Annotated in this window: 1 pseudogene; it reads right to left on the bottom strand. The window is 38.4% G+C overall.

The annotated features are described in order from the left end of the window. Positions 1–54: 54 nt before the first annotated feature. Positions 55–297 (bottom strand): annotated as a pseudogene (locus tag NI466_RS15875) (ISNCY family transposase); the annotation flags it as partial.

Here is a 297-nt window from a genome sequence, read left to right as displayed (position 1 = left end):
TGTTATTCACCAATTAAAATGTCTATGCGATAAACCATTTAAAATGTCCTGTTTTTAACCACAAGAGTCAAGCACAGGATTTAACTTTCTTTGTTCAATAACAGCTTTCTGAGCTTTACGACTCGGCATACTTTTCTTGAGACGGGAACGTTTATTCTGTTTTTCCAACTCTTCATGCTGTTGCTGAATATGTGCCAGAACTGTACCTAACCGTTTATTCTCAACGATCTCATTCTGCTGTAGCCCAGCTAATTTATTGAAAATGCTGTAGTTGAGCTTTCGTCCCTCGTGCATGAG

Origin of the sequence: Acinetobacter lwoffii (genome assembly GCF_024129595.1) — a bacterium.
In the GTDB taxonomy this organism is placed as follows: Bacteria; Pseudomonadota; Gammaproteobacteria; order Pseudomonadales; family Moraxellaceae; genus Acinetobacter; species Acinetobacter lwoffii_O.
Note: the sequence above shows the minus strand (reverse complement) of the source record. Positions and strands in the feature narration are given on the sequence as shown.